This window comes from Yonghaparkia sp. Root332, from assembly GCF_001425665.1.
GTDB lineage: Bacteria > Actinomycetota > Actinomycetes > Actinomycetales > Microbacteriaceae > Microcella.
Genome location: NZ_LMCX01000002.1, coordinates 990,411 through 1,015,765, shown reverse-complemented (window position 1 = coordinate 1,015,765; position 25,355 = coordinate 990,411). Strand labels below are relative to the sequence as shown.

25 protein-coding genes and 1 rRNA gene are annotated in these 25,355 nt (G+C 72.9%); 20 read left to right on the top strand and 6 right to left on the bottom strand.

What is annotated here, in order from left to right:
• Window positions 1-209 precede the first annotated feature (209 nt).
• The 10 genes from rrf to ASC54_RS12445 all read left to right on the top strand — a co-directional run bounded on the left by rrf (window position 210) and on the right by ASC54_RS12445 (window position 10,216).
• Window positions 210-326, top strand: a 5S ribosomal RNA gene (gene rrf / locus ASC54_RS12495).
• A gap of 874 nt (window positions 327-1,200) precedes the next feature.
• The gene (locus ASC54_RS13210; RefSeq protein WP_235451474.1) at window positions 1,201-2,040 is read left to right on the top strand and encodes a hypothetical protein; all 840 of its coding nucleotides are present in this window, start codon (window positions 1,201-1,203) and stop codon (window positions 2,038-2,040) included.
• Complete coding sequence (locus ASC54_RS12480; protein WP_055899339.1) at window positions 2,030-3,058, top strand: HAD-IIA family hydrolase; 1,029 nt, start codon at window positions 2,030-2,032, stop codon at window positions 3,056-3,058. The genes ASC54_RS13210 and ASC54_RS12480 overlap by 11 nt, the downstream gene beginning before the upstream one ends.
• A 16-nt stretch (window positions 3,059-3,074) precedes the next feature.
• Window positions 3,075-3,293: a hypothetical protein gene (locus ASC54_RS12475; protein WP_055899337.1), complete on the top strand. Its 219-nt coding sequence runs from the start codon at window positions 3,075-3,077 to the stop codon at window positions 3,291-3,293.
• A gap of 7 nt (window positions 3,294-3,300) precedes the next feature.
• Entirely contained in the window at window positions 3,301-4,122 is an 822-nt protein-coding gene (locus ASC54_RS12470; RefSeq protein ID WP_235451473.1) for a TlyA family RNA methyltransferase, read from the top strand.
• 12 nt (window positions 4,123-4,134) lie between these two features.
• Window positions 4,135-5,076 (top strand): NAD kinase, encoded by a 942-nt coding sequence (locus ASC54_RS12465; protein ID WP_055899335.1) that lies wholly within the window; start codon window positions 4,135-4,137, stop codon window positions 5,074-5,076.
• Window positions 5,073-6,773: a DNA repair protein RecN gene (gene recN, locus ASC54_RS12460; protein WP_055899333.1), complete on the top strand. Its 1,701-nt coding sequence runs from the start codon at window positions 5,073-5,075 to the stop codon at window positions 6,771-6,773. Before ASC54_RS12465 ends, recN begins: the two co-directional genes overlap by 4 nt.
• 106 nt (window positions 6,774-6,879) lie before the next feature.
• A complete protein-coding gene (locus tag ASC54_RS12455) occupies window positions 6,880-8,589 on the top strand; it encodes a CTP synthase (protein ID WP_082515092.1) in 1,710 nt (569 codons plus the stop codon).
• A 44-nt stretch (window positions 8,590-8,633) separates the two neighbouring features.
• Window positions 8,634-9,236 carry an NUDIX hydrolase gene (locus ASC54_RS12450; protein ID WP_082515091.1) on the top strand — a complete coding sequence of 201 codons (603 nt, stop codon included), beginning with the start codon at window positions 8,634-8,636 and terminating at the stop codon, window positions 9,234-9,236.
• Complete coding sequence (locus tag ASC54_RS12445) at window positions 9,233-10,216, top strand: site-specific tyrosine recombinase XerD (protein ID WP_055861881.1); 984 nt, start codon at window positions 9,233-9,235, stop codon at window positions 10,214-10,216. The genes ASC54_RS12450 and ASC54_RS12445 overlap by 4 nt, the downstream gene beginning before the upstream one ends.
• 59 nt (window positions 10,217-10,275) lie before the next feature.
• On the opposite strand, the gene ASC54_RS12440 is transcribed toward ASC54_RS12445, so the two are convergent.
• Genes ASC54_RS12440 through ASC54_RS12425 form a run of 4 tightly spaced genes read right to left on the bottom strand, consistent with a single transcriptional unit; the run spans window position 10,276 to window position 13,935 of the window.
• A complete protein-coding gene (locus ASC54_RS12440; RefSeq protein ID WP_055899331.1) occupies window positions 10,276-10,770 on the bottom strand; it encodes a hypothetical protein in 495 nt (164 codons plus the stop codon).
• A complete protein-coding gene (locus ASC54_RS12435; RefSeq protein ID WP_055899329.1) occupies window positions 10,767-11,954 on the bottom strand; it encodes a hypothetical protein in 1,188 nt (395 codons plus the stop codon). Before ASC54_RS12435 ends, ASC54_RS12440 begins: the two co-directional genes overlap by 4 nt.
• Window positions 11,951-12,634, bottom strand: coding sequence for a hypothetical protein (locus ASC54_RS12430; protein WP_055899327.1), 684 nt, complete (start codon window positions 12,632-12,634; stop codon window positions 11,951-11,953). Before ASC54_RS12430 ends, ASC54_RS12435 begins: the two co-directional genes overlap by 4 nt.
• On the bottom strand, window positions 12,631-13,935 hold the full coding sequence (locus tag ASC54_RS12425; protein ID WP_055899325.1) for a hypothetical protein: 1,305 nt from the start codon (window positions 13,933-13,935) through the stop codon (window positions 12,631-12,633). The genes ASC54_RS12430 and ASC54_RS12425 overlap by 4 nt, the downstream gene beginning before the upstream one ends.
• 310 nt (window positions 13,936-14,245) lie before the next feature.
• Here ASC54_RS12425 and ASC54_RS12420 point away from each other — a divergent pair, with 310 nt between their 5' ends.
• Genes ASC54_RS12420 through der form a run of 7 tightly spaced genes read left to right on the top strand, consistent with a single transcriptional unit; the run spans window position 14,246 to window position 20,868 of the window.
• Window positions 14,246-15,142: a ParA family protein gene (locus ASC54_RS12420; protein ID WP_055861867.1), complete on the top strand. Its 897-nt coding sequence runs from the start codon at window positions 14,246-14,248 to the stop codon at window positions 15,140-15,142.
• Window positions 15,126-15,971 (top strand): ScpA family protein, encoded by an 846-nt coding sequence (locus ASC54_RS12415; RefSeq protein WP_055861863.1) that lies wholly within the window; start codon window positions 15,126-15,128, stop codon window positions 15,969-15,971. The genes ASC54_RS12420 and ASC54_RS12415 overlap by 17 nt, the downstream gene beginning before the upstream one ends.
• Complete coding sequence (scpB, locus tag ASC54_RS12410) at window positions 15,961-16,614, top strand: SMC-Scp complex subunit ScpB (protein WP_082515090.1); 654 nt, start codon at window positions 15,961-15,963, stop codon at window positions 16,612-16,614. The genes ASC54_RS12415 and scpB overlap by 11 nt, the downstream gene beginning before the upstream one ends.
• On the top strand, window positions 16,607-17,455 hold the full coding sequence (locus tag ASC54_RS12405) for a pseudouridine synthase (RefSeq protein WP_082515089.1): 849 nt from the start codon (window positions 16,607-16,609) through the stop codon (window positions 17,453-17,455). The genes scpB and ASC54_RS12405 overlap by 8 nt, the downstream gene beginning before the upstream one ends.
• Window positions 17,452-18,540 (top strand): prephenate dehydrogenase, encoded by a 1,089-nt coding sequence (locus ASC54_RS12400; protein ID WP_055899322.1) that lies wholly within the window; start codon window positions 17,452-17,454, stop codon window positions 18,538-18,540. The genes ASC54_RS12405 and ASC54_RS12400 overlap by 4 nt, the downstream gene beginning before the upstream one ends.
• Window positions 18,541-18,583: 43 nt before the next feature.
• On the top strand, window positions 18,584-19,252 hold the full coding sequence (gene cmk / locus ASC54_RS12395) for a (d)CMP kinase (protein WP_055899320.1): 669 nt from the start codon (window positions 18,584-18,586) through the stop codon (window positions 19,250-19,252).
• A gap of 56 nt (window positions 19,253-19,308) precedes the next feature.
• Window positions 19,309-20,868, top strand: a complete 1,560-nt coding sequence (der, locus tag ASC54_RS12390; protein ID WP_082515088.1) for a ribosome biogenesis GTPase Der — start codon at window positions 19,309-19,311, stop codon at window positions 20,866-20,868.
• 247 nt (window positions 20,869-21,115) lie between these two features.
• Here the strand turns inward: der and ASC54_RS12385 are convergent, their stop codons facing one another.
• Window positions 21,116-21,898, bottom strand: a complete 783-nt coding sequence (locus ASC54_RS12385) for a YqjF family protein (RefSeq protein WP_055899318.1) — start codon at window positions 21,896-21,898, stop codon at window positions 21,116-21,118.
• A 73-nt stretch (window positions 21,899-21,971) separates the two neighbouring features.
• Between ASC54_RS12385 and ASC54_RS12380 the strand changes: the two genes are divergently transcribed.
• Both ASC54_RS12380 and ASC54_RS12375 read left to right on the top strand, forming a co-directional pair.
• On the top strand, window positions 21,972-22,691 hold the full coding sequence (locus ASC54_RS12380) for a class I SAM-dependent methyltransferase (protein ID WP_055899316.1): 720 nt from the start codon (window positions 21,972-21,974) through the stop codon (window positions 22,689-22,691).
• 81 nt (window positions 22,692-22,772) lie between these two features.
• Window positions 22,773-23,300, top strand: a complete 528-nt coding sequence (locus tag ASC54_RS12375) for an NUDIX domain-containing protein (protein ID WP_082515087.1) — start codon at window positions 22,773-22,775, stop codon at window positions 23,298-23,300.
• Here ASC54_RS12375 and ASC54_RS12370 read toward each other — a convergent pair.
• Window positions 23,297-23,614, bottom strand: a complete 318-nt coding sequence (locus ASC54_RS12370) for a hypothetical protein (RefSeq protein WP_055861852.1) — start codon at window positions 23,612-23,614, stop codon at window positions 23,297-23,299. The two genes, ASC54_RS12375 and ASC54_RS12370, sit on opposite strands and share 4 nt — an antisense overlap.
• Before the next feature lie 139 nt (window positions 23,615-23,753).
• Between ASC54_RS12370 and ASC54_RS12365 the strand changes: the two genes are divergently transcribed.
• Complete coding sequence (locus ASC54_RS12365) at window positions 23,754-25,355, top strand: MFS transporter (protein ID WP_082515086.1); 1,602 nt, start codon at window positions 23,754-23,756, stop codon at window positions 25,353-25,355.

Sequence of the window (25,355 nt, the reverse complement as noted above, 5' to 3'; positions counted from 1 at the left end):
TGGGTTGATAGGCAGGATGTGGAAGAGGGGACTAAAGACCCTTGCAGCTGACCTGTACTAATAAGCCGATGACTTGACAACACCCCCACCCTCGCGGTGGGGTGAGTATGCGCTTGCGTCCACTTTGTGGTTCTCGATTGACGGTCGGGATCCGCGCACAGAAACACTTGTTGTGTTCTGTCCGTAAACGATTGATAAATCAATAGTGTTTCGGCGGCCATAGCGAAGGGGAAACGCCCGGTTACATTCCGAACCCGGAAGCTAAGACCTTCTGCGCCGATGGTACTGCGAGGGTGACCTCGTGGGAGAGTAGGACACCGCCGGACTTCTTTGTGAAATGGCCACCCAGTAATGGGTGGCCATTTTGCGTTAACGCAGCGTCACGACGACGCGCATCGAGACAACACCACAGGAGTCACCATGGCCGAGCGCCCCGATCGACCCGAGCGCGACCGCGATCGACCCCGCCGAGACGTTCGGCCGTCGAGCGGGAACGGCCGTGGTGGTCCCAGTGGCGCGCCGCGGAGCGGCGGGACCGGCGGAGGCTCTCGCGGTGCCGCCGGTTCCGGCGGCGCGGGCGGCGGAGCTCGATCGGCGTCAAGTGCGTCACGCCCCCGTCGGGAGGGCGACGCGCCCCGAGGGGATCGCCCGTGGAAGCGGGACGGCGAGGCTCCGCGTGGTGCTCGCCCGGAACGCACCGATCGGCCCCGGCGGGACGGCGAGGCCCCGCGTCGCGACCAGCCCTGGAAGCGGGACGGCGAGGCCCCGCGTCGCGGTCAGCCGTGGAAGCGCGATGGCGAGGCTCCGCGTGGCGCTCGCCCGGATCGCACCGATCGGCCCCGCCGTGAGGGCGACGCGCCCCGCAGCGATCGCCCGTGGAAGAAGGACGGCGCGCCTAGCGGCGACCGGCCGTGGAAGCGGGATGGCGAGGCTCCGCGTCGCGATCAGCCGTGGAAGCGTGACGGCGATGCTCCTCGCGGGGCACGGCCGGACCGCGCCGATCGTCCTCGCCGTGACGGCGATGCGCCTCGAGGCGACCGCTCGTGGAAGAAGGACGGCGCCCCGAGCCGCGACCGCCCCGGGAAGCGCGACGGGGATGCGCCGCGCTACGACCGTCCGCGGCGCGATGACGCGCCGCGCGGTGCGCGGCCCGAGCGGAGCGACCGCCCGGCTCGGAGCGCCGGCGCACGCCAGGAGGGCGTGCGGACGCGCCGAACGGACGAAGTGGAGGCTCCTCGTCACGTCGACCCGAGCATCCCTGAGGAGATCACGGGGCGCGAGCTCGACAAGAGCGCGCGCTTCGAGCTGAAGACCCTCAGCAAGGAGAACGCCGACCGCGTCGCGCAGCACCTCGTCATGGCGGCGACGCTCATCGAGGAGGACCCTGCGCTCGCGCACGAGCACGCCCTCGCGGCCGGGCGTCGCGCGGGTCGTGTCGCGGTCGTGCGCGAGACGCTCGCGATCACGGCGTACGCGACGGGCGACTTCGCCCTCGCGCTGCGCGAGCTGCGCACCTATCGCCGGCTCTCGGGATCGAACGAGCAGCTGCCGCTCATGGTCGACTGCGAGCGCGGGCTCGGCCGGCCGGAGAAGGGCCTCGAGCTCGGCCGTTCGGTCGACCGCTCGACGCTGAGCGAGCCGACCCGGGTCGAGCTCGCGATCGCGATGTCGGGCGCGCGCCTCGACCTCGGTCAGAACGAGCTCGCGCTCACCGAGCTGGAGATCCCGCAGCTCGACCCGACGACGGCGTACAGCTACAGCCCGGCGCTGTTCGACTCCTACGCGGTCGTGCTCGCCGAGCTCGGGCGCGACGAGGAGGCCGCCACGTGGGCCTCTCGCGCCGATGTCGCCGCGCAGGCGATCGGCGACGCCGAGGGCGACGTCGACGAGATCATCGAGATCGTCGAGGAGGAGCTCGAGGAGCTCGACGGCGAAGCGGCCTCCGAGCCGACCGTCGAGCGCGTCGCCGAGAGGGCCGCCGAGGCGGGGGAGGACGAGGCCGGGAAGAACGAGGCCGGGGAGGGCGCGGATGCTCGGTAGGTTCCGCAAGGCGCTCCCGACGCCGCTGACCGACCGGGATGCTCTGCTGCTCGACCTCGATGGCGTCGTGTACACCGGGCCCGGGGCGATCCCGCACGCGGTCGAGTCGATCAACCGCGCGGCCGAGCAGCTGCGGGTCGGGTACATCACGAACAACGCCTCGCGCACCGATGAGTCGGTCGCCGAGCACCTGCGCGAGCTGGGCCTGCACGTCTCGGCGCCGGACGTCGTGACGAGCCCGCAGGCCGCGGTCCGCGTGCTCGCGACGCTCGTCGAGCCCGGGTCGCGCATCCTCGTCGTCGGCGGCGACGGCCTCGTGAGCGAGGTCGAGAGCGCCGGGTTCACGGTCACGCGATCGGCCGAGGACGACCCGGCCGCGGTCATCCAGGGCTTCGCGCCGCACGTCGGGTGGGAGCACCTCGCGGAGGCGAGCTTCGCGCTGCACACGGGCATCCCGTGGGTCGCGACCAACACCGATTGGACGATCCCCGTCGCGCGCGGCATCGCTCCCGGCAACGGGACGCTCGTCTCGGCCGTGCACCTCGCCGTCGGCCGCCTGCCCGTGTTCGCCGGCAAGCCGGAGAAGGCGATCTTCGACGTCGCGGCCGAGCGGTTCGGGGCATCCCGCGCTCTCGTCGTCGGCGACCGCCTCGACACCGACATCCTCGGCGGCAACCGCGCCGGCATGGACACCGCGCTCGTGCTCACGGGCATCGACCGCGCCAAGCAGGTGCTCGCGGCCAATGCGACGATGCGGCCCACGTACATCCTCGACGACCTGCGCGGGCTGTTCGAGCCGTACCCGGAGGTGCGCGAGACGACCGATGTCGACGGCGTGCGCACGATCGAGGTGGGCGAGACGGTCGTGATGATGCGTGAGAACGTCGTGCGCGTCGCCTCGCGCGGTCGCGACGACCTCGACCTGCTGCGCGCGGGCGCCGCGGCGATCCACGGCAGCGGGCTGCAGATCTACGGGATCGACGTCGACCCCGCCCTGCTCGCCCTCGCCGGAGGCTGAGGAGTAGCCTCGACGCATGAGCGACCCCGAGGGAATCAGCAGCAGCGGTGGCGCCCCGGTCAACGACCCGGGCGTCGTGCACGAGGTGCAGGTCGACGAGGCCTTCCTCACGCGCATCTCGCTCATCGACGACCAGCCGCTCGGCGACCGCGCCGCGTCCTTCGGTCAGCTCGCGGACGAGCTCCGGGCGCACCTCGAGGGCACTGACGGCGACGTGCGCCGGCCCGGCGCCTGACCGCGGCGTGATCGACGACTCGATCTCCCGACTCGACGTCGCCCTCGTGGAGCGCGGGCTGGCTCGCAGCCGCGCCACGGCCCGCGCCGCGATCGAAGCGGGCCGCGTCTCGGTCGACGGGCGCGCGGTCGTGAAGGCCGCGCATCCGGTCGCCGCAGCGTCGGTCGTCGCGGTCGAGGGCGAGGACCACTACGTGAGCCGCGCGGCACACAAGCTCGTCGCCGCGCTCGACTCGAGCGGCATCGATCCGGCGGGGATGCTCTGCCTCGACCTCGGCGCGAGCACGGGCGGGTTCACGCAGGTGCTGCTCGACCGCGGCGCCCAACAGGTCATCGCGCTCGACGTCGGGCACGGACAGCTCGCCGCGAGCATCGCGCTCGACCCCCGTGTGGTGTCGGTCGAGGGCGAGAACGCGCGTAATCTGACGGCCGAGCGGCTCGCCGAGGTCAGTGGTGTCGCCGAGCGGCCCGACCTCGTCGTGGGCGACCTGAGCTTCATCTCGCTCGCGCACATCCTGCCCGCGATCGTCGAGACGGTCGGCACCGGGGTGCCGGTCATCCTGCTCGTGAAGCCGCAGTTCGAGGTGGGCCGGACGGGCATTCGCGAGGGCATCGTGCACGACGCGGCGCTGCGGGAGGACGCGATCATGGGCGTGCTGTGGGCGGCGTTCGACCTCGGGCTGCTCGCGAGCGACGTCCGCTCCTCGCCCATCGTGGGGACGAACGGCAATTCCGAGTATCTGGCGGTCTTCCGGCCGGGCGCGGGGGAGCATCCGACAGAATGGAGGAGCCGCGTCGCCGCGATCGCGCGAGCGGCACTCGCCCCGTAAGGAAGGCTCCCCGTGACCGCTCGCCACATCCTCGTCGTCGCCCATACGGGGCGGCGCGAGACGCTCGACGCGGCCGTCACGGTGTGCGGGCTCCTGCGCGACGCGGGGCTCGTGCCCGTCGTCGACGCCGAGGCGGTCGATGACCTCCAGGGCGCGATGAGCGACGGCGAGCTGCACGTGCTCGGCGCCGATACCGCCGCCGGTCAGATCGGCGTCGGCGACATCGAGCTCGCGATCGTGCTCGGCGGCGACGGCACCATCCTGCGCGCGGCGGAGCTCGTCCGCGGGGGCAGCGCGCCGCTGCTCGGCATCAACCTCGGCCACGTCGGCTTCCTCGCCGAGAGCGAGCGCGACGACCTGGGTGCCGCGGTCGGTCGCGCCCTCGACCGCGACTACCTCGTCGAGGAGCGCATGACGCTCTCCGTGCGGGTCAAGCTCGACAACGAGATCATCCACGAGACGTGGGCGCTCAACGAGGCGACCGTCGAGAAGGCGAGCCGCGAGCGCATGCTCGACGTCGTCATCGAGGTCGACGGGCGCCCCCTGTCGAGCTTCGGCTGCGACGGCGTCGTCATGGCCACGCCGACCGGCTCGACCGCCTACGCGTTCTCGGCCGGCGGCCCGATCGTGTGGCCGAGCCTCGACGCGCTGCTGCTCGTGCCGCTCAGCGCGCACGCGCTGTTCGCCCGCCCGCTCGTGGTCGGCCCGAACTCGTCGCTCGCGGTCGAGCTGCTCGACCGCACTCCCGGCCTCGGCATCCTCTGGTGCGACGGGCGTCGCGCGTTCGATCTGCCGATCGGCGCACGCGTCGTCGCCCGCCGCTCGTCCACGCCCGTGCGGCTCGCGCGACTCCACCAGGGGCCGTTCACCGACCGGCTCGTCAACAAGTTCGCGCTGCCCGTGACGGGGTGGCGCGGTCCGGTCGACGGCCCGGAGGGAGGCGCCGCGGCGTGATCGACGAGATCAGCATCCGCAGCCTCGGCGTCATCGGCGAGGCCACGCTGCCGCTCGGGCCCGGCTTCACGGCGCTCACGGGCGAGACCGGCGCTGGCAAGACGATGGTCGTCACCGCGCTCGGGCTCCTGCTCGGATCGCGCGCCGACTCCGGCGCCGTGCGCCTCGGCAGCGACCAGGCGCTCGTCGAGGGCCGCTGGCGCGTCGACCCCGAGGGGGCCGTCGCCGAGCGGGTGCGGGATGCCGGGGGCGACATCGACGGCGACGAACTGATCCTGAGCCGCTCGCTCTCGACCGAGGGCCGCAGCCGCGCGGTCGTCGGGGGTCGCTCCGCCCCCGTCGGTGTGCTCACCGAGATCGGCGAGCAGCTCGTCGTCGTCCACGGCCAGAGCGACCAGCTGCGCCTGCGCTCGACCGCCGCGCAGCGCGACACCCTCGACCGCTTCGCCGGCGCCGAGCTGCAGACGGTGCTCGGGGACTACCGCGAGGTCCACGAGCGCTGGATGGAGGCGCGTGCCGACCTCGACACGCTCATCGCCCACCGCGACGCGCGCGTGCGGGAGGCGGAGGAGCTGCGGCTCGCCCTCGACGAGATCGAGGCCGCAGCGCCGCAGCGCGGCGAGGACGACGAGCTCGCCGTGCGCGCCGATCGGCTCGCGAACGTCGAAGATCTCCGTCTTGCCGCGGCGCAGGCGCACGACCTGCTCTCGAGCGAGTCGCTCGACGACGGGCGCGATGCCGTGAGCCTCGTCGAGGCCGCGCGCCGCGCCGTCGACCGGGTGGCCGGGCACGACGCGCAGCTCGAGCCCATCGTCGAGGCCATCGCGAACGCCGGCTACGTGCTCGGCGAGGCCGCCGTGCAGCTCTCCGGCTACCTCGCCTCGCTCGACACCGACGGCGGCCGCGAGCTGGAGACCGTGCAGGAGCGCCGAGCCGCGCTCTCCGCGCTCGTGCGCAAGCACGGTTCGAGCCTCGACGACGTGATCGATACCCTCGAGCAGGGCTCGGCGCGGCTGCTCGAGCTCGACCAGGACGACCTGCGGGTCGAGCAGCTGCGGGCGAGCGTCGACGCCGACCTCGCAGCGCTCACCGCTCTCGCCGAGCGCCTGACCGCGCTGCGGACGGCGGCGGCCGAGCGACTCGGCGAGGCCGTCACCGCCGAGCTCGCCGCCCTCGCGATGCCCAACGCGCGCCTCACGGTCGAGGTCGCCACGCGTGACGACTTCGCCGCGCACGGCCGCGACGACGTCGCCATCCTGCTGCAGCCCCACGCGGGCGCCGAGCCCCGGCCGATCGCGAAGGGCGCGAGCGGCGGCGAGCTGTCGCGCGTCATGCTCGCCCTCGAGGTCGTCATCGCCGGCTCCGACCCCGTGCCGACGTTCATCTTCGACGAGGTCGACGCGGGCGTCGGCGGCGCGAGCGCGATCGAGATCGGTCGGCGGCTCGCGCGCCTCGCCGAGACCGCGCAGGTCATCGTCGTCACCCACCTCGCCCAGGTCGCCGCGTTCGCGACCAACCACCTGCGGGTCATCAAGGGCGACGACGGCGAGGTGACCGCCTCGAGCGTGCAGCAGCTCGACGGGGAGGAGCGCATCGCCGAGATGGCGCGCCTGCTGAGCGGCCTGCCCGACAGCGAGAGCGGCCTCGCCCACGCGCGCGAGCTCATCGACGTCGCGCAGGAGCGCGCGCGGGCCTAGGGCGCTGTTGCCGGAGGGTCTGCAGCCATCGGTGCGACCGACCGTACGCTCACGGCGTGCGCGCGTCGAGGTGCGGCAGGTCACGATTCGGATAGCATGGAACCCCGTGGCGAACACTTCCGACCAGGGCCCTTCATCCGACCGAACCGCGCGGATCACCAAGCACATCTTCGTGACCGGGGGTGTCGTCTCCTCTCTGGGCAAGGGCCTCACCGCCGCGAGTCTGGGCAATCTGCTCACTGCGCGCGGGCTGCGCGTCGTCATGCAGAAGCTCGACCCGTACCTCAACGTCGACCCGGGAACGATGAACCCGTTCCAGCACGGCGAGGTCTTCGTGACCGACGATGGCGCCGAGACCGACCTCGACATCGGGCACTACGAGCGCTTCCTCGACATCAACCTCAGCCAGGCCGCGAACGTCACGACCGGCCAGATCTACTCGCAGGTGATCGCCAAGGAGCGCCGTGGCGAGTACCTCGGCGACACCGTGCAGGTGATTCCGCACATCACCGACGAGATCAAGCGCCGCATGCGGCTGCAGGCGCAGGACGACCCGCAGCCCGACGTCATCATCACCGAGATCGGCGGCACGGTCGGCGACATCGAGTCGCAGCCGTTCATCGAGTCGGCCCGCCAGGTGCGCCACGAGCTCGGCCGCAGGAACGTGTTCTTCGTGCACGTGAGCCTCGTGCCGTTCATGGGAGCCTCGGGCGAGCAGAAGACCAAGCCGACGCAGCACTCGGTCGCGGCCCTGCGCTCCATCGGCATCCAGCCGGATGCCCTGGTCCTGCGATCGGACCGCCCCGTCACGAGCGCCAACCGCCGCAAGATCGCGCTCATGTGCGACGTCGAGGAGGCCGGTGTCGTGAACGCGGTCGACGTGCCGTCGATCTACGACATCCCGTCGATGCTGCACAGCCAGGGTCTCGACGCCTACATCATCGACCAGCTCGATCTCGAGGCCGGCGAGGTCGTGTGGGACGGCTGGCGCGAGCTGCTCACGGCCGTCCACGAGCCCAAGCGCGAGGTCACGATCGGCCTCGTCGGCAAGTACATCGACCTGCCCGACGCCTATCTGAGCGTCACCGAGGCGCTGCGGGCCGGCGGCTTCGCGCACCAGGCGAAGGTCGTCATCCGGTGGATCCCCAGCGACGAGTGCGAGACCCCCGAGGGCGCGGCGAAGATGCTCGGCGACCTCGATGGCATCTGCGTGCCGGGCGGCTTCGGCGTCCGCGGCATCGAGGGCAAGCTCGGGGCGCTGAAGTTCGCCCGCGAGAACAAGATCCCGACGCTCGGCCTGTGCCTGGGACTGCAGTGCATGGTCATCGAGTACGCGCGCAACGAGGCGGACCTGCCGGGCGCATCCTCGACCGAGTTCGACCCCGAGACCGAGTTCCCCGTCATCGCGACGATGGCCGAGCAGGTTGCTCATCTCGCCGGCGGCGACCTCGGCGGCACGATGCGTCTGGGCCTGTACGAGGCGAAGCTCGCGCCCGGGTCGATCGTGGCCGAGGTGTACGGCTCTGAGGTCTCGCACGAGCGCCACCGCCACCGCTACGAGGTCAACAACGCCTACCGCGAGCAGATCGCCGCCGCGGGCCTGAACTTCTCGGGCACGAGCCCCGACGGCACGCTCGTCGAGTACGTCGAGCTTCCGCGAGAGCAGCACCCGTACTACGTCGCGACGCAGGCGCACCCCGAGCTGCGGTCGCGCCCCAATAACGCGCACCCCCTGTTCGCCGGGCTCGTCGGCGCCGCGATCGAGCGCCAGCTCGCGAGCCGGCTGTTCGACGACGAGGCGTCGGCCGAGGCGTGAGCGCGAGTGCGAGTGCGAGTGCGAGTGCGAGTGCGAGTGCCAGCATGAGCGCGGGCGGCGCGGCGGCCGGCGACGCGAGCGACGACCTGCTCGCCGACGCGGCCCACTCGGTCGAGGTGCTCGACTCCGAGGTCGTGTTCGATGGGAAGGTGTGGGACATCCGGCGCGAGCGCTTCGCGTACGGCGACGTCACGCTCGTCCGCGAGTTCCTGGAGCACCCCGGCGCCGTCGCGGTGCTCGTCATGGACGAGGCGGAGCGCATCCTGCTGATCCAGCAGTACCGCCACCCGATCCAGTCGCGCGACTGGGAGATGCCCGCGGGGCTCCTCGACATCGAGGGGGAGGATCCTCTCGCGGCCGCGCAGCGCGAGCTCGCCGAGGAGGTCGACCTCGTCGCCGAGCACTGGGAGCCGCTGCTGACCCTCCACACGAGCCCGGGCGGCTCGGACGAGGTCATCACGATCTACCTCGCGACGGGTCTCTCGCCCACCGAGGAGGCCTTCGCCCGCGAGGCGGAGGAGGTCGACATGACCCTGCGCTGGGTGTCGCTCGACGAGGCCGTCGACGCCGTGCTCGCGGGCCGCGTTCGCAACGGAATCCTCATCGCGGCGGTGCTCGCCGCGCACGCCCGGCGCAGCCGGCCATGACCGCGCGCGCGACGATCGCGGGGGATGCCCCTCCCGCTCTCGTGCGCGCGATCGAGACGTACGTGAGGCACGTCGCCCTCGAGCGCGGACGAAGCCCGCACACTGTGGCGGCGTACCGCCGCGACCTGCTCCGCTACGCCGCCTTCGTCGGCGGGCTCGGACGGCAGGAGCCCGTCGAGATCACGAGCGCGGACGTCGCGGCGTTCGTGACCGAGCTGCGCGACCCGAGCGTGCCCCTCGACGAGAGCGGTGCGGCTCCGGCGGCCGTGAGCGCGTCGAGCGCCGCGCGCATGCTGTCGAGCGTGCGCGGCTGGCACCGGTTCCTCGTCGAGGAGGGCATCCTCACCGCCGACGTCGCGCGCGATCAGAAGCCGCCCCGACAGCCCAAGCGCCTGCCGAAGGCGATCTCGATCGCCGAGGTCGAGGCGCTGCTGGAGGCGTGCGCGGGGGACGACCCGCTCATGCTGCGCGACCGCGCCCTGCTCGAGCTGCTGTACGCGACGGGCGCGCGCGTGAGCGAGGCGATCGACCTCAACGTCGACGACGTGATCGGCGACGACGCGCGCGTCGGCACGGCCGTGCGGCTCTTCGGCAAGGGCCGCAAGCAGCGCATCGTTCCGCTCGGCCGCTACGCGCAGGAGGCCTTGGACGCCTACCTCGTGCGGGCGCGACCGCTCGCGGCTCCGCGCGGGGCGGCGACTCCGGCGCTCTTCCTCGGCGCGCGCGGGGCGCGGCTCAGTCGGCAGTCGGCGTGGCTGGTGATCCGCGCGGCGGCGCAGCGCGCGCACCTCGACGTCGAGCTCTCGCCGCACACGCTGCGGCACTCGTTCGCGACGCACCTCATCGAGGGCGGTGCCGACGTGCGCGTCGTGCAGGAGCTCCTCGGCCACGCGAGCGTCGCGACGACCCAGATCTACACGCTCGTCACGGCCGACGCGATGCGCGAGGCGTGGGCGACGGCGCACCCGCGGGCCCGGTAGCGGCGGCAGCGCAGCGGCTGCTGCGGAACTGTCCGTGCGCGGCGGATCCCGCGCGGCGCCTACCCCGCGGGCTCGGCTGTGCGGCGCGGCTCGAGTCGGGCATCCCCGGTCGGACCCCACCGCACGATCTGCTGCTCGCCGTCGACCGTGACGATCGGGGGCGGCTCGTCCAGCGGCAGGAAGCCGCGGCGCGCGACGTCGAGCGTGCGCATGCAGCCGGCGAAGAACTCCTGCTCGGATCCGCGGCGCGTCGTGAGCAGGCAGATCTCGGAGTCCGGCGCGCCATCGCCGGCGTCGAGTCGCAGCGCCCACACGTCCTGCGACCGCTCTCCCTCCTCGGTCGTCAGCAGGAGCCGGACGTCGGGTCGCTCCTGGAGGTAGAACACGGAGCCGGTCGCGAACTGCTCGGCGCGCTCGCGCTCGGTCGCGGTCGGCGGTCGCTCGAAGACCGCGAGCGAGCGCGGCGGCGGGGTCGTCAGGGCGGCGGTGCCGGCGGCGCTGACAGCGAGGATGCCCGTCGCGACCGCGGCGGCGACCAGGCTCGCGCGGCTCACGACGAGGCCTCTTCGTCGGCAGCGCGCTCCTCGAGCACGAGCTCGCCGGAGGGGAGCCACGTCGCCGCGAAGGGCTGGCTCGCCCCGCCCGCGACGCCCCCGACCTCGGGCGCCTCCATGCCGTTCTCCGCGAAGTCCTCGACGCTCGTGCAGGCCCCGGCGTTGCCGCTGCGATCGCCGACCCACAGGCAGAACTGCGGGGCGTCGCCGAGGCGTCCGAAGCCGTCCTGGTCGTCGGTGAGCAGGCCGACCCACTGCGTGCCCTCGACCTCGGCGAGCAGGAGCGGCCCGGCGATCGTGCCCGGGGAGTAGTTCCAGATCAGCTGGTCGGCCGGGGTCGGCCCGGCCTCGAGCTGCTCCAGCGCCGGGATGTCGAGGGCGCGGACCTCATCGAGCGTGATCGCGCCCCGCTGCTCGACCTCGAGCGTCGACGACCCATCGGGCCGCCAGGCGTAGACGACGGTGAAGGCCCCGCCGTCCGTCCACTCCTGTTCGAGCCCCTCGGTGCGGAAGGCCTCCTCGGTCGTGCACGTGTGCCCGGTCAGGAACCCCCGATCGATGAGCAGCGCCATGCAGGGCTCGGTGATCGAATCGGAGACCCGCTGACGGTAGACCACGAGCCGCGGGTCGCTGCGCGGCTCGCCGAGCGCGCGCGGGCCGGCCGCGAGCTCGACGGCCGCGCTCTCGAGGTCGCGTGCGGCGCTCTCCTCATCGCGCTCGGAGCTCGCGCCGCCCGCCGAGCTGCCGTCGGCGCCGTCGGCACGCGCGCCGTCGGCGAAGACGGCGTACGCGGGCGGCGGGGAAGTGAGCGCGACGTGCACCCCGGCGAGGATGCCCGTGGCGGCGAGCAGCGCGACCGCGGCGATCGCGGCACCGCGCCGCTCGGCGCGGGTCGCGCCGCGCATCCGCGCGACGGTCGCCCGCCACGCGCGCTCCGCGGGGGAGGGGTCGTCGTCGAAGGGGTCGTCCCGCTCCGCTGCGTCCCTCTCGGGCAAGGCGTTCGTTGCGGGCGCTCGGACGGTCTCGAGCGATCGCGTCGTCGCGGCAGGCTCGCGCGCCGGCATCAGCGCGGCGAGCTCGGCCGCGGCCCGCTCCGCGTCGGCCGCCTCCTCATCCGTGCGGGGGCGGGAGAACGCGCGACGCTGCAGCTCGCGCAGGCGCTCGACGTCGGTCGAGTCGCTCATGACCCCTCGTCGTCGCGCGGGGGCGTGGGCACGTCGATGAGCCGGGCATCCCCCGTCGGACCCCACTCGACGGCGCGCTGCTCGCCGTCGACGAGCAGCGTCGGTCGCGGCTGGTCGATCGGGATGAAGCCCCGCCGCGCGACGTCCTTCTCGTCCATGCAGCCGATGGTGCTCCAGCTCTGCTCGATCGGGCCGGTCGCGAGGCACACTACGGCGTACGGGTTCTCCAACTGATCGCTCAGGTCGCTTCGCAGCGCCCAGATCTCGCGCGCCGTCGTCTGCGCGGTGTCGGGGAGCTCGAGGACCAGCCGCGCCTGCACCGCCGCGCCGGGGATGAAGAGCGAGCCCTGCGTCGAGAGGCGCTCCTCGACCCCGCGCTCCTGCTCGGTGGGCTCCCGGTCGAACACGGCCAGGGAGGGGGCCGCGGCGGGGCCGAGCACGACCGACGCGACGCCGATGATCGACGCTGCCGCGATGCCGCCGACGACGCTCGCGGCGATGACCCGGCGGCGACGGGATGCGGGGGCCGGCGCCTCGAGGACGGGCGCCGCGGGCGAGGGCTCGGTGTCACCTCCCCCCGCGGGCTCCTGCTCGGGAGCGGGCCGTGGCGGTGTCATCGCCGGCGGTTCGGCGCCGGGCTCCGGTCGGCCGTAGAGCCGGCGGCGCTCCTCGTCGATCACGGCAGCTCCGCGTCGAACACGTTCTGCGCGTCCCACTGCGCGACGACCCCGTCATCGGTCTGCACCGAGAGACCGTCCTCCTGGAAGCGCTCGGCGGGCGCGCAGCCGACGACGATGCCGTTGCCGTCAGCCCGGGTGCGGTCGTCGCGCGCGGCGAGGCAGAGCTGCGGGCGAGGGGCCGACTCCCAGGGGGCGGCTTCGATCTCCACGATCAGGGCGAAGAACCGCCAGCGGTCGAACTCGCCGAGCTCGAGCGGGCCCGCGAGCACGTCGGGGGCCCAGGGGAGGACCTCGCGGGCGATACCGAGGTCGAGCCCCGCCGACTCGATCGCGGCGACCGCCGGAAGATCGAGCGCCCGGAGCTCCTCGAGAGTCTGGACCCCCGTCTGCTCGGTCTCGAGCAGCACCTCGCCGTCGGGCATCCACCCGTACTCGATTCGCACCCCCTCCTGGTCGAAGGTCGAGACCAGGCCCGAGCGGCGGAACTCGGCCTCGCTCGTGCACGTCGTCCGGAAGCTCCAGGCGTTGTCGACAACGAGACCCGCGCACACCTCGGTGCGATCGGCGTCGAGCCACTCGCGGTACACCCCGACGCGCAGCATGTCGTCGCGCTCGCCGAACAGGTGCGGACCCTCCAGGACGATCGTGCCCCGCTGCTCGAGCTCGCTCTCCCAGGCGATGCTGTCGCCCGAGATCAGGCTGACCCGGTCGCCCTCCGGCACCTCCTCGGCGAAGACCGCGTAGGCCGGCGGGGGAGCGGTGAGCGCGGCGTGGACCGTGCCGCCCGCCGCGGCGACGAGACCGAGCGCGAGGGCGGAGGCCCCCAGTCGCCGGATGTCGCGGCGGGTGAGACGGCGGGCGCGGGCGTGCAGCGCGGCCCCGGTTGCGCGGGCGATCGCGGCGGCGCGCTCGCCGAGGGTCGGCGGGAGGTCGGCGACATGGCCGGCGATGTCGTCGGCGACAGCGTCATTCCGGCCGTCGCCGGATCCGTCGAGCGCAGGACGCTGCACGACGGGAGCGCGGTCGGCCCCGCCGAGGCGGTCGGCCCCGCCGACGCGGTCGGCTGAGGCGAGGAGGTCGGGCGCGACGACGCGGTCGGGGGCGCGCTCGTCCTCGACGGCGCGGAGGCGCGCGAGCTCGGCGGCGGCCGCGGCGGCGTCCGCCGCCCCGGCGCGCGAGCTCGGGCGCGCGAAGGCGCGCCGTTCGAGGTCGCGCACGTGCGCGGCGCTCGCCGCGATCGCGGCCGTACGGGCGCCCGCGGGGGCCGGCGCGCCCGCCGGCCGCGGAGCATCCTCACTCATGACGATCAGTCAATACGCTCGCACCCGGTGACGCAACGAGCGACCCGCCGCGGTGCGAGCGGGGCGCCAGCTCCCACGTCGCTCCTGGCTCATGCGCAACTCAGGAACGGTGAGCGCCGACGGCGGGATGCGGCCCGGAAGCACGCGGGCCGAGGCAGCCGCTTCCTGAGTTGCGCACGGTCGCTGTCTCGGCGTTCGACCCCCCGCCCGCACCAGGGCGTCCCGGCCGCCCGACTCGCGCCTGTCCGGCCTGCTCGCGCCCGGCCCGTCGCGCGGCTCGACGGCCGGGCGCTCAGTAGACTCGAGCGCTATGAGCGGCAAGACGACGACGGGCACCGAGCTGCCGGGCATGACCGCGACCCCGGACGTGAAGAACGGCCCCACGGGGCGCCCCGCCCGCGAGTTCGCCGCCCCCGCCCCCCTCGACCAGCACGGCCCCGCCCGCATCATCGCCCTCTGCAATCAGAAGGGCGGCGTCGGCAAGACGACGACCACGATCAGCCTCGGCGCGAGCCTCGCCGAGTACGGCCGCCGCGTTCTCGCGATCGACTTCGACCCGCAGGGCGCGCTCTCGGCCGGTCTCGGCGTCGAGAGCCACGACGTCACGACGATCTACGACCTCCTGCTCGGCCGCGAGAAGGACACCAAGGCCGCCATCCAGCCGACGAGCGTGCCGGGCTTCGACATCATCCCCGCCAACATCGACCTGAGCGCCGCCGAGGTGCACCTCATCAACGAGGTCGCGCGCGAGCAGATCCTCGCCCGCGTGCTGCGCCCCGTCCTCGGCGACTACGACGTGATCCTCATCGACTGCCAGCCGAGCCTCGGCCTGCTGACGGTCAACGCGCTCACGGCCGCGCACGGCGTGCTGATCCCGCTCGAGTGCGAGTACTTCGCCCTCCGCGGCGTCGCCCTGCTGGTGGAGACGATCGAGAAGGTCCAGGACCGCCTGAACCCCGCCATCCAGCTCGACGGCATCATCGCGACGATGTACGACCCGCGCACGCTGCACTCGCGCGAGGTGCTCGAGCGCGTCGTCGACGCGTTCGGCGACAAGGTCTTCGAGACGGTCATCGGCCGCACCGTGAAGTTCCCCGACGCCTCGGTCGCGGGCACGCCGATCACGAGCTACGCTCCCGAGCACCCCGCCGCGAAGGCCTACCGTCAGCTGGCCCGAGAGCTGATCGACCGTGGCGCGGTCGCCTGAGCCCGAGGCTCCGGCGGCACCGACCGACGTGGCGGCGACGGATGCTCCCGCCGGGTTCCAGGTGCACCTCGCCTCCTTCGACGGACCGTTCGACCTCCTGCTGAGCCTCATCAGCAAGCGCGAGCTCGACATCACCGAGATCGCGCTGAGCGCGGTGACCGACGAGTTCCTGACCTACCTGCGCGGGCTCGACGGGCCGGACGAGCTGGAGGAGGCGAGCGAGTTCCTCGTCGTCGCCGTGACGCTGCTCGACTGGAAGATCGCGAGCCTGCTGCCGCAGGGCGAGCTCGTCGACGCGGAGGACGTCGCGCTGCTCGAGGCCCGCGACCTGCTCTTCGCCCGCCTGCTGCAGTACCGCGCGTTCAAGGAGGCGAGCGGCTGGTTCGCCGGCCGGCTCGAGGCCGAGGCCGGCCGTCATGCGCGGAGCGTGCGCCTCGAGGACCGCTTCCGCGAGCGCACGCCCGAGCTGCGCTGGACGACGAGTCTCGACGACTTCGCCGCGCTCGCGCTGCTCGCCTTCACGCCGCGCGAGATCCCGATGGTCGGGCTCGACCATCTGCACGCGCCGCTCATCTCGATCCGCGAGCAGGCCGCGCACGTCGTGAGCCTGCTGCGCCGCGGCGACCCCGTGACCTTCCGCCAGCTCATCGCCGGTGCCGACCAGAAGGGCGTCGTCGTGGCGCGCTTCCTCGCCCTGCTCGAGCTGTACCGCCACGCGGCGGTCGGCTTCGAGCAGCTCGAGCCGCTCGGCGAGCTCACCGTGCGCTGGACGGCCGAGAACTGGAGCGACGAGAACCTCGTGAACCTGGGAGCCGATTATGGCCAGTGAGACCCGAACCGATGCCGCGGCCGACGCCGCGATCGAGACCGCACCGCGGATCGACGGTACTGACGTCGAGAGCGCGCCCGCGGGCATCCCCGAGGGCGTTGACGTCGCCCGCGCCCTCGAGGCGATCCTCATGATCGCCGACGAGCCGCAGAGCGTCGTCGGCCTCGCCGCGGGCGTCGGCCGACCGGTGGCGGATGTCCGCGCCGCCCTCGCCGCGCTCGTCGCCGATTACGACGGCGCGGCCGGCGGCCCCCGCCGCGGCTTCGAGCTGCGCGAGGTCGGCGGCGGCTGGCGGCTCTACGTCCGCGGAGAGTTCGACGGCGTGGTGCGCGACTTCGTGCACACCCAGAGCCCCGCGAAGCTGTCGCAGGCGGCGCTCGAGACCCTCGCGGTCATCGCCTACAAGCAGCCGATCAGCCGCGGCGCGATCGCGTCGATCCGCGCGGTCAACGTCGACTCGGTCGTGCGCACGCTCCTCGGCCGCGGCCTCATCACCGAGGCCTTCACCGACTCCGAGACCGGAGCGATCCACTACGCGACGACCGAGCTGCTGCTGACGCAGCTCGGCATCAACTCGCTCGACGAGCTGCCGCCGATCTCGCCGCTGCTCGACGACGGCAGCAAGGGGTTCGACGATGTCTGAGCACGATCAGCAGGAACCGCTCCCGTGGGATGTCACCGCGCACGACCGCGCGGGTGACAGCCCCACGAGCGAGCGCCTGCAGAAGGTCATGGCGGCGGCGGGCGTCGCCTCGCGCCGCGTGAGCGAGCAGATGATCATCGCCGGCCGCGTGAGCATCAACGGCGTCGTCGTCGACGAGCTCGGCGCGCGCATCGAGCCCGGCACGGACGAGCTCGCGGTCGACGGCGTCGTGATCCAGCTCGACCAGACGAAGCGGTACATCATGCTCAACAAGCCGACGGGCGTCGTGAGCACGATGAAGGACGAGAACGGCCGCCCCGACCTGCGCCAGTTCACCGACAGGTACGAGGAGCGCCTCTACAACGTCGGCCGCCTCGACGCCGAGACGAGCGGCCTGCTGCTGCTCACGAACGACGGCGACCTCGCGCACGTGCTCGCCCACCCGAGCTTCGGCGTCGAGAAGACCTACATCGCGCAGGTGCGCGGCACCGTGTACCCGGCGACGATCCGGAAGCTCCTCGCGGGCGTCGAGCTCGACGACGGCCCGATCGCCGCCGACAAGGTTCGCGTCATGGGCGAGCCGAACGGCGGGCGCAGCATGGTCGAGCTGACGCTGCACTCCGGCCGCAATCGCATCGTGCGACGGATGCTCGCCGCCGTCGACCACCCCGTCGAGGAGCTCGTCCGGCGCCGCTTCGGCCCCCTCAATCTCGGCACCCTGCCCGTCGGCCGCACGCGCGAGCTCTCGACCGCGGAGCGCGGCGCACTGCTGACCCTCGCGCGCGACGCCCGAGCCGCACGCGCTCGCGAGACCGCCCCCGAGAGCGAGGGCGAGGAGTGAGCGACCGCCGCCTCCAGCTCGACGTCCGCGTCGTCGGCGCGGGCCTCCTCGGCACGAGCATCGGCCTCGCGCTCACCGAGAAGGGCGTCGACGTCGCGCTCGACGACCTCTCGCCCACGGCCGTCCGTCTCGCCGTCGACTACGGCGCCGGACGCCCCGCGCGCGACGACGATCGTCCGGGTCTCGTGATCGTCGCGGTGCCGCCGGATGTCACGGCCCGCACGGTCGCGCACGAGCTCGCTGCGCATCCGGACTCCCTCGTGACCGATGTCGCGAGCGTCAAGGCGGGCCCCCTGCGCGAGCTGCACGAGCTCGGCGCCGACGTGAGCCGCTACCTCGGCACGCACCCTATGGCGGGGCGCGAGCGCGGCGGACCGATCTCGGCGCGCGCCGACCTCTTCCTCGGCCGGCCGTGGGTGCTCGCCGGCCACGACGGCATCAGCTACGTCCGCGCCGGAGCGATCGAGGACCTCATCCTCGACCTCGGCGCCGTTCCGGTCGAGATGACGGTCGACGAGCACGACGCGAGCGTCGCGATGATCAGCCACGTGCCGCAGCTCGTCTCGACGATCATGGCCGCGCGCCTCGCGGCGGCGACGGACGACGCCGTCGGTCTCGCGGGCCAGGGCGTGCGGGACGTCACGCGCATCGCCGGGAGCGACCCGGGGCTGTGGGTGCAGATCCTCGCCGCCAACGCCGACCCGGTGGCCGCGATCCTGAAGCGCGTGCGCGACGACGTGACGACCGCGATCGAGGCCCTCGAGCATCCCGATGCCCCCGGGGCGCGCCGCGCGATCGCCGACCTGATGGGCGCCGGCAACGCGGGAGTCGCGCGCATCCCCGGCAAGCACGGCTCGACCCGCCGGTACGCGCAGCTCGTCGTCATGATCGACGACACCCCCGGCCAGCTCGCGCGCCTGCTCACCGAGATCGGCGAGCTCGGCGTCAACATGGAGGACCTGCGGCTCGAGCACTCGCCGGGCGCCCAGATCGGCTTCGCCGAGGTGTCGGTCGTTCCCGAGGCGGAGGCGCCGCTCATCATGGCCCTCACCGAGCGCGGCTGGCGCATCGCCGGCGCGAGCTGACCCCTTCACTTCCCCCTCTGACTCTGACCCCCCAGGAGACGCAGTGACCGACCTCATCGTGGCCGTCGACGGCCCCGCCGGCAGCGGCAAGTCGAGCGTGAGCCGCGAGGCCGCCCGCCGCCTCGGCTTCGGCTACCTCGACACGGGCGCCGCCTACCGCGCGCTCGCCTGGCACTGCCTCGACGAGGGCGTCGACGTCGAGGATGCCCGTGCGGTGGCGTCGCGCGTCGCCGACTTCGACTACGCGATCGGCACCGATCCCGACTTCTACTTCGTCCGCGTGGGCGGGGAGGAGATCACGAGCGACATCCGCGAGCCGCGCGTGACGGCGGTCGTGAGCGCGGTCGCGCGCGTTCCGGAGGTGCGGCAGGGTCTCACGGCGCTCTTCCGGCGCATCGCCGCCGACAGCGATCGGGCGGGCATGATCATCGAGGGGCGCGACATCACGACGGTCGTGGCGCCGGATGCCCTGGCCCGCGTTCTGCTGACGGCGAGCCCGGAGGCTAGAATGGCCAGAAGGTCGGCCGAACTGGGCAGTGAGCCGACCGAGTCGACAGCGCAGCAGCTCGCCTCACGCGATGCGCAGGACCTCAAGGTCGTCGACTTCATGAACGCCGCCGAGGGTGTCACGACCCTCGATTCCACCGAGCTCGACTTCGAGCAGACGGTGCAGGCGTTGATCGATATCGTGCGCGCCGCTCCTTCCGCCTAGGGGAGGGGGCGCGGAACACGCCTCGCCGGTGGGCGAGGGAACAGTGGGAGGATCCCATGACCGCCGACCAGAACCCCGACGCTCCCGTCTCGACCGACGAGAGCGACGCCGAGTACCCGCAGCTGAACCAGGAGGCGGCCGAGCAGGTCGCCGCGCGCCTGGCCGAGCTCGACGACGACCTGGCGCTCGCGCGCGCGGAGTCGCTGCGCAAGGGTCTCGCCGACTACGACCTCGATGACGACGACCTGGACCTGCTCGAGAGCGCGGAGCTCGGCGAGGACGGCATCATCACGCTGCCCGCCCTGCCGGTGCTCGCGATCGTGGGCCGGCCGAACGTGGGCAAGAGCGCGCTCGTGAACCGCATCCTCGGCCGCCGGGAGGCCGTCGTGGAGGACACGCCCGGTGTCACGCGCGACCGCGTCACCTACAAGGCCGAGTGGAACGACAAGCGCTTCACCCTCGTCGACACGGGCGGCTGGGAGCCCGACGCGACGGGCATCAACGCCTCGGTCGCCGCGCAGGCGGAGGTCGCCGTCGAGCTCGCCGACGCCGTCCTGTTCGTCGTCGACGCCATCACGGGCGCGACCGCCACGGACGAGTTCGTCGTGAAGATGCTGCGCCGCTCGAAGAAGCCGGTGATCCTCGTCGGCAACAAGATCGACGACACCCGCCAGGAGCCCCTGACGGCCGAGCTCTGGGGCCTCGGCCTCGGGCAGCCGTGGCCGACGTCGGCCGTGCACGGCCGCGGCGTCGCCGACCTGCTCGACCACGTGCTCACGGTGCTTCCCGAGGTGTCGGCCGTCGCGAAGCAGGAGTTCGGCGGTCCCCGCCGCGTCGCCCTCATCGGCCGCCCGAACGTCGGCAAGTCGAGCCTGCTCAACAAGGCCGCGCGCGAGGAGCGCGTCGTCGTCAACGAGCTCGCCGGCACGACGCGCGACCCGATCGACGAGCAGATCGAGCTCGGCGGGAAGATCTGGAACTTCGTCGACACCGCCGGCATCCGCCGCCGCGTGCACCTGCAGCAGGGCAGCGACTTCTACGCCTCGCTGCGCACGGCCGCGGCGCTCGAGAAGGCGGAGGTCGCGGTCGTGCTCATCGACGTGACCGAGCCGATCAGCGAGCAGGACGTCCGCATCATCGAGCTCGTTCTCCAGTCGGGCCGCGCGCTCGTGCTCGCGTTCAACAAGTGGGACATGCTGGACGACGAGCGCCGCCGCTACCTGGAGCGCGAGATCGATCAGGATCTCGCGCACGTCGCGTGGGCGCCGCGCGTCAACATCTCGGCGCGCACGGGCCGTCACCTGGAGAAGCTGGTCCCAGCGCTCGAGCTCGCGCTCCAGTCGTGGGATACGCGCATCCCGACCGGCAAGCTCAACGCGTTCATCGCCGAGCTGACGCAGGAGCATCCGCACCCCGTCCGCAGCGGAAAGCAGCCGCGCATCCTGTTCGCGACGCAGGCGTCGACGCGCCCGCCGACCTTCGTGCTCTTCACGACCGGGTTCCTGGACCCGCAGTACCGCCGCTTCATCACGCGCCGCCTGCGCGAGGTGTGGGGCTTCGAGGGCTCGCCCATCCAGGTCAACATGCGCGTTCGGGAAAAAAGGGCACGCAAGTGACCGGCGGAGGTCATTTCTGACCTCCGCCCCGAACGCGCCGCGATCCGTCTCGGATCGCGGGCGCGAGAAGCGCCCCCGTGCGGCTCGTCCAGCGCGCAGACGCTCCGACGCGCCGCCCGCCGAAACTCGCGTGCCCGCCCAGCGCCCTCCCGTTGTTGAGGAGTGACGTAATTGATTTTCGACACTCCTCAACAACGGTAGGTGGCGCGGCCCGCGGCACGTCCGCGCGCGCCCGGCGGCCTGCCGCTCAACCCACGCGGCGGGCGGCCGCGAACTCCGTCACGACTCCGCGGCCGGGCGGCGTCGCGAGCACCGAGTCGGGCGCGCGCCCGGTGAGCCCCGGGAACCCCGCGGCCTCGAGCAGCTGATCCTCGAGCGTCAGCAGCGTCGCGTCGACGAGCGGCCACGGCTCGTGCGCGTTGCGCGCGTGGATCGTGCGACCGAGGTGCCGCTCGTGGAACCCCCACCGGTCGGTGAGGAAGCGGCTGAGCGGGGTGTCGACGGGCGACCCCGAGACGCGGGTGCGGATGCGCGTCGTCGGGCGATCGACGAGCGGGTGCGCGGCTCCACCGGCGAGGCGGTGACGTCGGCTGCGGTACTCGAGCTCGTCTCCGTCGACCGTGAGCGCAGCATCCGCCCACTGATAGGGGAGACCGAACAGCGCGCGCGCCGCGAGCACCGGCGGGAGGTGCTGCGCCTCGAGGGAGCGGAAGACGACGCCGCGGTTCCCCGCCCCGTCGATCGAGTAGGTGCGGACGTTGATCTCGATGAAGGTTCCGAGACCGGGGACGGGCGGGAGCGGGAGGAACTGGTGACCCCCCAGCACGAACGGGATGAGCCCCACCCACGCGCTGCCGTCGAACACATCGGGGCGCGTGCCGGCGGGGAGGAACGGCGCGACGAGCTCGGGGTCGACGCGCCAGTGGAGGAAGAGGAAGTCGCTCCAGTGCTGGCGGATGATCGCGCGCCCCGGAAGCGGCGGCGTCGACGAGGCGGCGGGGGCAGATAGGCGGGGCGCGGGGTCGGGCACGGATTCATTGTGCTCGCCGCACCCGAGCGCAAGCCCCTGCGCACACGGGTTCGCGTACCGTAGCGTCGCGAGGATGGAGATCGCCACCTCATTCGGCACGGCCGCAGATGCCTACGAGCGCGCTCGACCCGGCTACCCCGCCGCTGCGATCGAATGGCTGCTGCCGCGCCCGGGCGCCATCGTGCTCGATGTCGGCGCCGGAACCGGCAAGCTCACAGCGCAGCTCGCCCGCGCCGGCCACGCCGTGCGCGCGGTCGACCCCGACCCCACGATGCTCGCCACCCTCGCCCGTCGCCTGCCGAGCGTCGCGACCGCCGTCGGCACCGCGGAGGACCTGCCCGTCGATGACATGTCGGTCGACGCCGTCACGTTCGGCCAGTCGTGGCACTGGGTCGACCCGGCGCTCGCCACTCTCGAGGCCGCTCGCGTGCTCCGGCCGGGTGGGCGCCTCGGACTCTTCTGGAACATCCGCGACGAGACCGTGCCGTGGGTGAAGGAGCTCAGCGGCATCATGCACTCGAGCGCCGCCGAGCGCCTCCTCACCGAGGGCATGCCCGAGGTCGGCCCGCCGTTCACGGCCCTCGAGCACGCCATGTGGGAGTGGACAGCCACCCTCACCGTCGACGGCCTCATCGACCTCGCCGCCTCGCGCAGCGACGTCATCGCCCTGCCGGACGACGAGCGCGAGACCGTGCTCGCGGATGTCGGCGCGCTCGGCGCAAGCGTCGCGACCGCCGACGGCGACATCCTCATGCCGTACCGCACGCACGCCTTCCGGGCGATGCTCGCCTGACGCGGCCCCGCCCGTCGAGCCCCCGCACCGTGCCGACCGCCCCGCCCCGTTTCGCAGGTTTCGCGCCGTAGCCTGAGCACCATGTCGACCCCGCCCTCCGCCGTACCCGACGGAGCCGCGCGCCGCACCCCGCCGCCCCTGCCCCCGCCGCACCTGCGCGACCCCGGCGACGCGTGGGTCGAGGGCCCCGACGGCCAGCGATTCTGGGGCCGCTTCGGCGCAGCGGGCCTGCTCGCGTGGCACGCCGAGGCCGGCATCCTGCTGCAGCACCGCGCCGAGTGGTCGCACCACGGCGGTACGTGGGGCATCCCAGGAGGGGCGCGGAAGCTCGGCGAGAGCGCGTCCGACGCGGCCCTCCGCGAGTCGAACGAGGAGGCCGGCGTGCCGCTCGACGCGGTCAGCGTCCTGTTCGAGAGCGTCGTCGACCTCGGATTCTGGTCGTACACGACGGTCGTCGTCCGGGTCGACGCGCTCTTCGAGCCGGTCGTCGCCGATCTCGAGAGCCTCGAGCTGCGCTGGGTCGCGATCGAGCAGGTGGATGCCCTGCCCCTGCACCCCGGATTCGCTAGTTCGTGGCCCGCCCTCCGGGGGCGGCTGCCCGTCCTCTAGCCGTCGCGCCCGGCGGTCGTGCCGCCGCCGCCCCAGAGGGAGCCCCCGCCGTACCCGCCGGGATATCCGCTCTCGGAGTGGCTCGGGCGCGTGCCGCCGCCCGGGCCCGAGCCGCTGCTCGTGAACGACAGGCCGGCCAGGACGAGGCCGATGATGAGCAGTCCGATGCCCATCGGCGTCGAGTCGAGCAGGGTGATGAAGACGACACCCGCGACGAGCAGCACGATGCCGGTGATCAGGTAGCGCAGCTGCGGCCGACGACGCGCGGATCGGGGTTCGGATTGCGGGTGGGAGGACGACGCCGGTTCGGTCATGACCTCATTCAAGCGCTCGGTCGAGGGTTCCGCACGCATCTCGCGATGATTGCTCAGTGATGCGCCCTCCCCGCCTTTCCGCACCCGGAGTACGCTGTGGCTCGCACAGGAGGGTTCGACGGCCCTCCGGGAGGCCCTCATGGTCACCGCAGCGCTCACCCCCCTCCGGCGCCGACTCGTGCTCGCGGTCGTCGCCGTCTCGCTCATGACGGTCGTCTCGGCGGTGAGCGGCCTCAACGTCGCACTGCCGAGCCTCGCGCGGGGCACCGGCGCGACGCAGACCGAGCTGACCTGGATCGTCGACGCCTACACCGTCGTCTTCGCCGGGCTTCTGCTCTCGGCCGGGGCGATCGGAGACCGGCTGGGGCGCAAGGGGATCCTCATGGTCGGGCTCGCGGTCTTCGGCGCCGCCGCCGCGACCGCCGCGTTCGTCGAGGAGCCCGCAGCGCTCATCGCCCTGCGCGCCGTCATGGGGATCGGAGCGGCAGCGATCATGCCGACGACGCTCTCGGTCATCACGACGAGCTTTCCCGTCGAGGAGCGCCCGAAGGCGATCGGCGTCTGGGTGGGCGTCGCGGGCAGCGGCGCCGTGCTCGGGCTCTTCGGCACCGGCTTGCTGCTGGAGTTCTTCGAATGGCACTCGTTCTTCTGGCTCAACGTCGTGCTCGCGATCCTGGGCCTCATCGGGGCGACGCTCGTGATCCCGCCGAGTCGTGACGCGCATCCGCCCCGCTTCGACGGCCTCGGCGCACTGCTGTCACTCGTCGCAGTCGGCGGCATCGTGTTCGGCATCATCGAGATCGCCGCGACCGACGGCGAGGAGGCGGGGCCTATCATCGTTCTCGCTGTCGGGCTCGCCGCTCTCGTCGCGTTCGTCGCGTGGGAGTGGCGCCGGCCCGAGCCCCTGCTCGACCCGCGCCTGTTCGCCGTGCGGGCGTTCGGGGCGGGCGCGCTGACCCTCACCGTGCAGTTCTTCGCGGCGTTCGGATTCTTCTTCACGGCCCTGCAGTACCTGCAGTTCGTCGTCGAGCTGAGCCCGCTCATGGCTGCGGTGTGCATGCTGCCGCTGCCGGTCGCGATGATCCCGCTCGCGCGGTTCGCGCCCGTGCTCGCGCAGCGCGTCGGGTACCGCAAGGTCGCCCCGGTCGGGCTCGTGCTGATTGCGGCTGGGTTCGCGACGCTCTCGCTGCTCGAGGTCGACTTCGACTACGCCGTGTTCGTCGTCGGTCTGCTCCTGTTCGGCGCGGGCATGGCTCTCGCCGGGACCCCGTCGACCACGGCGATCACGACCGCGCTCCCGCACGAGAAGCAGGGCGTCGCCTCCGCCGTCAATGATGTCGCGCGCGAGTTCGGCAGCGCGCTCGGCATCGCCGTGCTGGGCAGCGTGCTCGCGGCCGTGTACCGGTCGGGCGTCGCCGACGCGGCATCCGACCTGCCCGCGGATGCCCGCGACGCCGTCGAGGGATCGGTCGCCTTCACGCAGTCCCCGCTCGTCGACGCGCTCGGGCCCGCCGCCGAGCCAGTGGTCGCGGCCGCCCGACAGGCGTTCCTCGACGGGACGACGACGGCCCTGCTCGTGGCGTCGGGGGTGCTGCTGGTGACCGCGGCGGTCACGGCCGTGGTCGGCCCGCGGCACGTGCCGCGAGAAGCACACGGCTCATCCACGCCGGCGCGCGCCCGTCACGCACGGGAGGGCGCGGGATCGCACGGTCGACGGTCGTCACCGGCGCGTCGCAGTTAG

Coding starts and splice junctions, on each gene's coding strand:
- ASC54_RS12370 (WP_055861852.1), bottom strand. CDS start 23,614: ATGACCGAACCGGCGTCGTCCTCCCACCCGCAATCCGAACCCCGATCC.
- ASC54_RS12380 (WP_055899316.1), top strand. CDS start 21,972: ATGGAGATCGCCACCTCATTCGGCACGGCCGCAGATGCCTACGAGCGC.
- ASC54_RS12475 (WP_055899337.1), top strand. CDS start 3,075: ATGAGCGACCCCGAGGGAATCAGCAGCAGCGGTGGCGCCCCGGTCAAC.
- scpB (WP_082515090.1), top strand. CDS start 15,961: ATGGCCAGTGAGACCCGAACCGATGCCGCGGCCGACGCCGCGATCGAG.
- ASC54_RS12375 (WP_082515087.1), top strand. CDS start 22,773: ATGTCGACCCCGCCCTCCGCCGTACCCGACGGAGCCGCGCGCCGCACC.
- ASC54_RS12365 (WP_082515086.1), top strand. CDS start 23,754: ATGGTCACCGCAGCGCTCACCCCCCTCCGGCGCCGACTCGTGCTCGCG.
- ASC54_RS12425 (WP_055899325.1), bottom strand. CDS start 13,935: ATGAGTGAGGATGCTCCGCGGCCGGCGGGCGCGCCGGCCCCCGCGGGC.
- ASC54_RS12405 (WP_082515089.1), top strand. CDS start 16,607: ATGTCTGAGCACGATCAGCAGGAACCGCTCCCGTGGGATGTCACCGCG.
- ASC54_RS12450 (WP_082515091.1), top strand. CDS start 8,634: ATGAGCGCGGGCGGCGCGGCGGCCGGCGACGCGAGCGACGACCTGCTC.
- ASC54_RS12480 (WP_055899339.1), top strand. CDS start 2,030: ATGCTCGGTAGGTTCCGCAAGGCGCTCCCGACGCCGCTGACCGACCGG.
- ASC54_RS12435 (WP_055899329.1), bottom strand. CDS start 11,954: ATGAGCGACTCGACCGACGTCGAGCGCCTGCGCGAGCTGCAGCGTCGC.
- ASC54_RS12445 (WP_055861881.1), top strand. CDS start 9,233: ATGACCGCGCGCGCGACGATCGCGGGGGATGCCCCTCCCGCTCTCGTG.
- ASC54_RS12420 (WP_055861867.1), top strand. CDS start 14,246: ATGAGCGGCAAGACGACGACGGGCACCGAGCTGCCGGGCATGACCGCG.
- der (WP_082515088.1), top strand. CDS start 19,309: ATGACCGCCGACCAGAACCCCGACGCTCCCGTCTCGACCGACGAGAGC.